This is a genomic window from Pseudomonas bharatica (genome assembly GCF_048586865.1).
GTDB classification, from domain to species: domain Bacteria; phylum Pseudomonadota; class Gammaproteobacteria; order Pseudomonadales; family Pseudomonadaceae; genus Aquipseudomonas; species Aquipseudomonas bharatica.
On the sequence record NZ_JBMAWR010000031.1, the window covers coordinates 58,916 to 65,558 of the forward strand.

Below are 6,643 nucleotides of genomic sequence, written 5' to 3' on the forward strand. Positions count from 1 at the left end.
GCTTTATATGGAGGATGAAAAAACATGCCGGACTCCACGCAATTCGTTCTGGGTGCAGACCTTGACGGACAGCCGGTTTCCCAGGCCCTGCGCCTGACCAACCGGCACGGCCTCGTCGCGGGTGCCACCGGCACCGGAAAGACCGTAACCTTGCAACGCCTGGCGGAAGCTTTCAGCGATGCCGGCGTGGCAGTGTTCGCCGCCGATGTGAAGGGCGACCTTTGTGGCCTGGGTGCAGCGGGCAATCCCCAGGGCAAGGTGGCCGAGCGCATCGCCGGGATGTCCTGGCTGAATCATCGTCCCCAGGCCTATCCCGTGACCTTGTGGGATATCCACGGCCAATCCGGTCATCCACTGCGCACTACCTTGAGTGAAATGGGGCCGCTGTTGCTGGGCAACCTGCTGGAGTTGAATGACAGTCAGCAGGCGGCACTGTATGCCGCCTTCAAGGTAGCGGACCGGGAAGGCTTGTTGCTCCTGGATATCAAGGACCTCAAGGCGTTGCTCGGGCACCTCAAGGACAACCCGCAAGTATTGGGCGAGGACGCTGCGCTGATGACCAGCGGATCGACCCAGGCCTTGTTGCGACGCCTGGCGACCCTGGAGCAGCAGGGCGCCGAGGCGCTGTTCGGCGAGCCGGCACTGCAACTGGAAGATCTGTTGCACCCTGCACCGGACGGACGCGGGCGCATTCATCTGCTCGATGCCAGCCGCCTGGTTCACGAGTCGCCCAAGGTCTATGCCACCTTCCTTTTATGGCTGCTGGCGGAGTTGTTCGAACAGCTGCCGGAGCGCGGTGATGCGGACAAGCCATTGCTGGCGCTGTTCTTCGACGAGGCGCACCTGCTGTTCAATGGCACGCCCAAGGCCTTGCAGGATCGGCTGGAGCAGGTGGTGCGGCTGATTCGCTCCAAGGGCGTGGGCGTGTACTTCGTGACCCAGTCGCCAGCTGACCTGCCGGATGATGTGCTGGCCCAGTTGGGCTTGCGGGTTCAGCATGGTTTGCGCGCCTTTACCGCCAAGGAGCAGAAGTCGCTGCGTGCGGTGGCGGACGGTTTCCGGCCCAACCCGGCGTTCGACACCCTCACGGTGCTGACGGAGCTGGGAATTGGCGAAGCGCTGGTGGGCACCTTGCAGGATAAAGGCACCCCCGGGATGGTGCAGCGCGTGTTGATCGCCCCGCCACAATCGCGGATCGGCCCCTTGAGCGAGGCTGAGCGGGCGGCGCTGGTGGCCGGGTCTCCATTGGCGGGGCGTTATGACAAACCGATCGACCGCGAATCGGCCTATGAAATCCTGATGGCACGCAAGGGCGAGGCGCCGGTGGTAGCCGCCAAGGAGGAGGAGAGTCTGGCGGACAAGGCCGGGGAGTTCCTGCAGAGTGCGGCAGGGCAGGCGATCAAGTCGGCGGTGCGGCAGGCGGCGAACCAGTTCGGGAGGCAGTTGGTACGGGGGTTGATGGGGTCTTTGCTGGGCGGCAAGCGCAAATGATGTGTTGTTCTTGAGGGACTCATCGCTGGCAAGCCGGCTCCCACAGGTTGGCAGTGCAAAAAGGCGCCTGTAGAGGCGCCTTTTTCAATTCTCTGCAAATCAGCCAACGAACCGCGTCGACAACCAGAACAGCCCGGCCGCCAGGCCCATCGACGCTGGCAGGGTCAGCACCCAGGCGAGCAGGATGGTCCGTACGGTGCCGCCCTGGAGGCCGCTGCGGTTGGCGACCATGGTTCCGGCCACACCGGACGACAGCACGTGGGTGGTCGATACCGGCAGGCTGAAGACGTTGGCCATGCCGATGGCGCACGCCGCGGTGATCTGTGCCGACATGCCCTGGGCATAGGTCATGCCCTGCTTGCCGATCTTCTCGCCGATGGTCAGCACGACGCGCTTCCAGCCAACCATGGTGCCCAGGCCCAGGGCCAGGGCAACGGCCAGGATGACCCAGAACGGCGCATATTCGGTAGTGGCGGTGAGGTCCTTGCGCAGCTTGTCGAGGTCGGACTTCTCGCGAGCCTCCAGGCCCGGCAGCTTGCCGACCTTCTTCGCGGTGTCGTCCAGGCACAGCAGGTAACGACGCACTTCGACACGCTTCTCGGCGCTCAGCACGCGATAGTCGGCGACGCCTTCCAGCGATTGCTGCAACGCGGCGATGGTCGGCTCGGTCTGGTGCGGGTTGCAGCTGAACTGCTCGGGCAGATCGCCCTTGGCAGCCTTGCCCAGGGCCAGGAACTCACCGAGGGTTTCGTGGTTGCGCTGGTAGAACTGGCTCAGGTGCAGGGTGGCGTCGCGAGTCCGCTCGATCTGGTAGGTGGTGCTGTTGAGGTCAAGAACGAATTGCTGCGGAACGATACCGATCAGTACCAGCATGATCAGGCCGATACCTTTCTGGCCATCGTTGGAGCCGTGCACGAAGCTTACGCCCATGGCCGACATGACCAGCACCAGGCGGTTCCAGAAAGGAGGGTGCTTCTTGTCGTCGAGCATGCGCCGTTGCTCCGGCGTCTTGTGCATCTTCGACAGCGGACGCCACCATTTCAGGCCCAGCAGCACCAGCGCGGCGACCAGGAAGCCGGCCATCGGCGAAAGGACCAGGGACATGCCGATATCGATCGCTTTCTGCCAGTTGACGCCATCGCCCAAGGGAATGTCGTTGAGCAGCGCATTGGCCAGGCCTACGCCGAGGATCGAACCGATCAGGGTGTGGGAACTGGAGGCCGGAATGCCGAAATACCAGGTACCCAGGTTCCAGGCGATGGCGGCGGCCAGCAGCGAGAAGACCATGGCCAGGCCGTGCCCGGTGTTGACGTTGATCAGCAACTCCACCGGCAACAGGTGGACGATGGCGTAGGCAACACCGACACCGCCGAGCAGCACGCCGAGGAAGTTGAAGACACCGGAGGCGAAGACCGCCAGTTGCGGGGGCATGGCCTTGGTGTAGATGACTGTCGCTACCGCGTTCGCGGTGTCATGAAAGCCATTGATGAACTCGAAGGCGAGTACGAAGGTCAAGGCGAGGATGAGGCTCACCAGTACCCACGCATCAAGTCCGCTGAATAATTCGATCATGAAGGTTTTCTGACCCGGTCATAAGGGGGCGCGATTATGCCAGAAATCCCCCGTAATCAATGCACTGGCTGCTGACCGGTGGAGGGCCGCAGAGTACCGCAGGTTCACCCGCGCGGACGAGTGGCTGGAAGAAAAACGCGGCTAAAATCCACGAGAAAGCGACTATTTGATGAGAAAATCGTGAATTCTTGATGCCAGAAAAATTTCAAACGAACGTATGAAATTTGTCAGAAACCATTACGGTTTCATCTTCAATAGCGGATGCAAGCAGCGGGGTACCTGCATGGACAGGTACCGTTGCGGTCCGGATCGGGTCGGCGCCGAGGGCTCAAGGCTCCTCGGGCTTGCCGTCCTTTTCCTGTTCCATCTTGCGCAATTCTTCGGCGAATACCTGGTCCATCACCGTGGCCCGCTTGCGCCACGGCTTGCGTTCCGGTTCGGGTTGCGCGGCATAGGTGGTGACTTCGCCACCATAGACTTCCTTGAAGCGTTGTTCCTGGCGCTCAAGTTCCGCGCGCAGTTCGTCTTTCGTCACAGTGCTACCTGTCGATCAAGTTACGCTGGCTTACGCGAGGCGTTAGTGCTGAGGTGACGTAACGCGCGCGCGGCTACGGTTGCCAGAGTTGATAAAGGCTGTCGTAGCAACAGACTTTCGTCTGGTGTCGGCGCAGGGTTGCGCCTGACACGGGGATTCGGCAAGTCCAACAGGGAATCCATATCGACGAGGCCCGGACGGGCGACATCGTTGCCCGAGTATAGCAAGTGACGGGAAGATGGATACGTCCAATTATGGGGTAGAAGAATCAGGACATTAAAAGAAGGGACTTTGTTTCCCTCTTTTGTTGCGTAAAACAATATATACGCAAGAACCGCTTTTAATCGGTTCAAAGAAAAACGGCCTCGCTGGTGGGCGAGGCCGTACCCGGGACTTCTACGGTGGGTACCTGACCAGTCTCTCCAAGAAGCCACAAGGGCGGAGGAAAGGTATAAGCAATTATGGCGTTTGGTCAATTGCGATTATCGGTCGATGGTTCGATAATCGCCCTCGTGAGAGTGTGACCGAGGTGAGTCATGAGCGATGAAACAGCCCCGAAGGGTTCAGGTTTGAGCGACCAGGTACGCAATTCATTCTCGTCACTGGCGCCGCCTATCGTGGCGTCGCCAGCCAGGCGCATCCAGGCGTTCACCGGCGATCCGGATTTCATGACTTCCCTGGCCCGTGGCCTGGCGGTGGTGCAGGCATTCCAGGAGCGCAAGCGGCACCTGACCATCGCCCAGATCAGCCACCGTACGGAGATTCCCCGGGCGGCGGTGCGGCGCTGCCTGCATACCCTGATCAAGCTGGGCTATGCCACGACCGACGGGCGCACCTATTCCTTGCTGCCCAAGGTCCTGACCCTGGGCCACGCCTATCTGTCGTCTACGCCGCTGGCGGTTTCCGCCCAGCCGTACCTGGACCGCATGAGCGACCAACTGCATGAAGCCTGCAACATGGCGACCCTGGAAGGCGACGACATCCTTTATATAGCCCGGTCCGCCACTGTTCAGCGGCTGATATCGGTGGACCTGTCGGTGGGTGGGCGTCTTCCGGCCTACTGCACCTCGATGGGCCGCATCCTTCTCGCTGCCCTGGACGACGCCAGCCTCCACGAATACCTCGATCGCGCCGACCTGCAGCCCAAGACCAGCCGCACCATCCACGACCCGCAAGCGCTGCTCGAATGCCTGCAGGTGGTCCGCCAGCAAGGCTGGTGCATCGTTGACCAGGAACTGGAGCAAGGCCTGCGCTCCATCGCCGTGCCGGTCTACGATGCTTCGGGGCAAGTGCTGGCGGCGCTGAACGTCAGTACGCATGCCGGCAGGGTCAGCCGCAGCGAGCTGGAGCAGCGTTTCCTGCCGATCATGATTGCTGCCAGTCGCGATCTCAGCGCCCAGCTTTTCGCCTGAAAGGCATGCAAACCTGTTCGATAAACGCACACTGATGCGTTTATCGAATTGCGCGGTTTCGCGGCCCTTATTAATGTCGCTCGCAACGGCCGGCCTGACCGGTCCGTCAATAATAATGAGCGAGAGGCACAGTCCAATGACCCGCACATCCATACCTAGCCGCACCGGCTAGACCTCGTTTACCAGATCTTCCTTGTCCAGACCCGCGCTTCGCGTTTAGCCAAGACGCGCTCGCGCCTGCTCGCCTGATTTATCGGATAACAACAATGAACAGCCCGCACGCTGCTACCGGAACTTCCCTGGACGTCCAGTCCTTCATCAATGCCCAACCCTTGTCGCGTTATCAGTGGCGCGTAGTGATCCTCTGTTTCCTGATCGTATTCCTCGATGGCCTGGACACCGCTGCCATGGGCTTCATCGCTCCGGCACTGTCCCAGGACTGGGGCATCGATCGCGCCAGCCTCGGCCCGGTGATGAGTGCCGCGTTGATCGGCATGGTCTTCGGTGCCCTGGGCTCCGGGCCGCTGGCCGACCGTTTCGGCCGCAAGGTAGTGCTGGTCGGTGCGGTCGTGGTGTTCGGCGGCTTCAGCCTGGCGTCGGCCTACAGCACCAATGTCGACCAGTTGCTGGTACTGCGCTTCCTGACCGGCCTGGGTCTGGGCGCCGGCATGCCAAACGCCACGACCCTGCTGTCGGAGTACACACCCGAGCGTTTGAAGTCGCTGCTGGTGACCAGCATGTTCTGCGGTTTCAACCTGGGCATGGCCGGTGGCGGTTTCATTTCCGCCAAGCTGATCCCGGCCTACGGCTGGCACAGCCTGCTGCTGATTGGCGGTTTGCTGCCGGTAGTGCTGGCGGTGGTCCTGGTGTTCTGGCTGCCGGAGTCGGCGCGCTTCCTGGTGGTGCGCAACCGTAGCATCGACAAGATCCGCAAGACCCTTGCCCCGATCGAGCCGGCCACCGTAGCCCGGGCCAGCAGCTTCAGCGTGCCGGAACAGAAGACCGTCAAGAGCCGCAACGTGCTGGCGGTGATCTTCTCCGGTACCTACAGCATTGGCACCCTGCTGCTGTGGCTGACCTATTTCATGGGCCTGGTGATCGTGTATCTGCTGACCAGCTGGCTGCCGACGCTGATGCGCGACAGCGGTGCGAGCATGGAGCAGGCTGCGTTCATTGGCGCGCTGTTCCAGTTCGGTGGCGTGCTCAGCGCAGTGGGCGTCGGCTGGGCCATGGACCGCTTCAATCCGCACAAGGTCATCGGCACTTTCTACCTGCTGGCCGGGGTGTTCGCCTACGCGGTCGGGCAGAGCCTGGGCAATATCACACTGCTCGCGACCCTGGTGCTGATCGCCGGCATGTGCGTGAACGGCGCGCAATCGGCGATGCCTTCGCTGGCGGCACGCTTCTACCCGACCCAGGGGCGGGCGACCGGTGTGTCGTGGATGCTCGGGATCGGTCGCTTCGGCGCCATCCTCGGTGCCTGGATGGGCGCGACCCTGCTGGGCCTGGGCTGGAACTTCGAGCAGGTGCTGACGGCGCTGGTGATTCCGGCAGGCCTGGCCACCGTGGCGGTGATCGTCAAGGGTGTGGTCAGCCATGCTGATGCGACCTGATTTCGGATGCTAGCGCGGGC

General features: G+C 62.0%; 5 protein-coding genes. 3 read left to right on the top strand and 2 right to left on the bottom strand.

Annotation, left to right across the window (positions count from 1 at the left end):
• Positions 1 to 24 precede the first annotated feature (24 nt).
• Positions 25 to 1,491: a helicase HerA-like domain-containing protein gene (locus ACKLLE_RS25000; protein ID WP_420059349.1), complete on the top strand. Its 1,467-nt coding sequence runs from the start codon at positions 25 to 27 to the stop codon at positions 1,489 to 1,491.
• Between the two features lie 99 nt (positions 1,492 to 1,590).
• On the opposite strand, the gene ACKLLE_RS25005 is transcribed toward ACKLLE_RS25000, so the two are convergent.
• Together ACKLLE_RS25005 and ACKLLE_RS25010 are read right to left on the bottom strand one after the other, a co-directional pair.
• Positions 1,591 to 3,063 (bottom strand): inorganic phosphate transporter, encoded by a 1,473-nt coding sequence (locus tag ACKLLE_RS25005; RefSeq protein ID WP_064303892.1) that lies wholly within the window; start codon positions 3,061 to 3,063, stop codon positions 1,591 to 1,593.
• Positions 3,064 to 3,391: 328 nt separating this feature from the next.
• Positions 3,392 to 3,598, bottom strand: a complete 207-nt coding sequence (locus ACKLLE_RS25010) for a hypothetical protein (protein WP_064303893.1) — start codon at positions 3,596 to 3,598, stop codon at positions 3,392 to 3,394.
• Positions 3,599 to 4,134: 536 nt separating this feature from the next.
• Between ACKLLE_RS25010 and pcaR the strand changes: the two genes are divergently transcribed.
• Both pcaR and pcaK read left to right on the top strand, forming a co-directional pair.
• Positions 4,135 to 5,010: a pca regulon transcriptional regulator PcaR gene (pcaR, locus tag ACKLLE_RS25015; protein WP_170394293.1), complete on the top strand. Its 876-nt coding sequence runs from the start codon at positions 4,135 to 4,137 to the stop codon at positions 5,008 to 5,010.
• Between the two features lie 266 nt (positions 5,011 to 5,276).
• Entirely contained in the window at positions 5,277 to 6,623 is a 1,347-nt protein-coding gene (gene pcaK, locus ACKLLE_RS25020; RefSeq protein WP_009401188.1) for a 4-hydroxybenzoate transporter PcaK, read from the top strand.
• Positions 6,624 to 6,643 lie beyond the last annotated feature (20 nt).

Bases quoted from the DNA above. Each gene is read 5' to 3' on its own strand.
- ACKLLE_RS25000 (WP_420059349.1), top strand. From the start codon at position 25: ATGCCGGACTCCACGCAATTCGTTCTGGGTGCAGACCTTGACGGACAG.
- ACKLLE_RS25005 (WP_064303892.1), bottom strand. From the start codon at position 3,063: ATGATCGAATTATTCAGCGGACTTGATGCGTGGGTACTGGTGAGCCTC.
- pcaR (WP_170394293.1), top strand. From the start codon at position 4,135: ATGAGCGATGAAACAGCCCCGAAGGGTTCAGGTTTGAGCGACCAGGTA.
- pcaK (WP_009401188.1), top strand. From the start codon at position 5,277: ATGAACAGCCCGCACGCTGCTACCGGAACTTCCCTGGACGTCCAGTCC.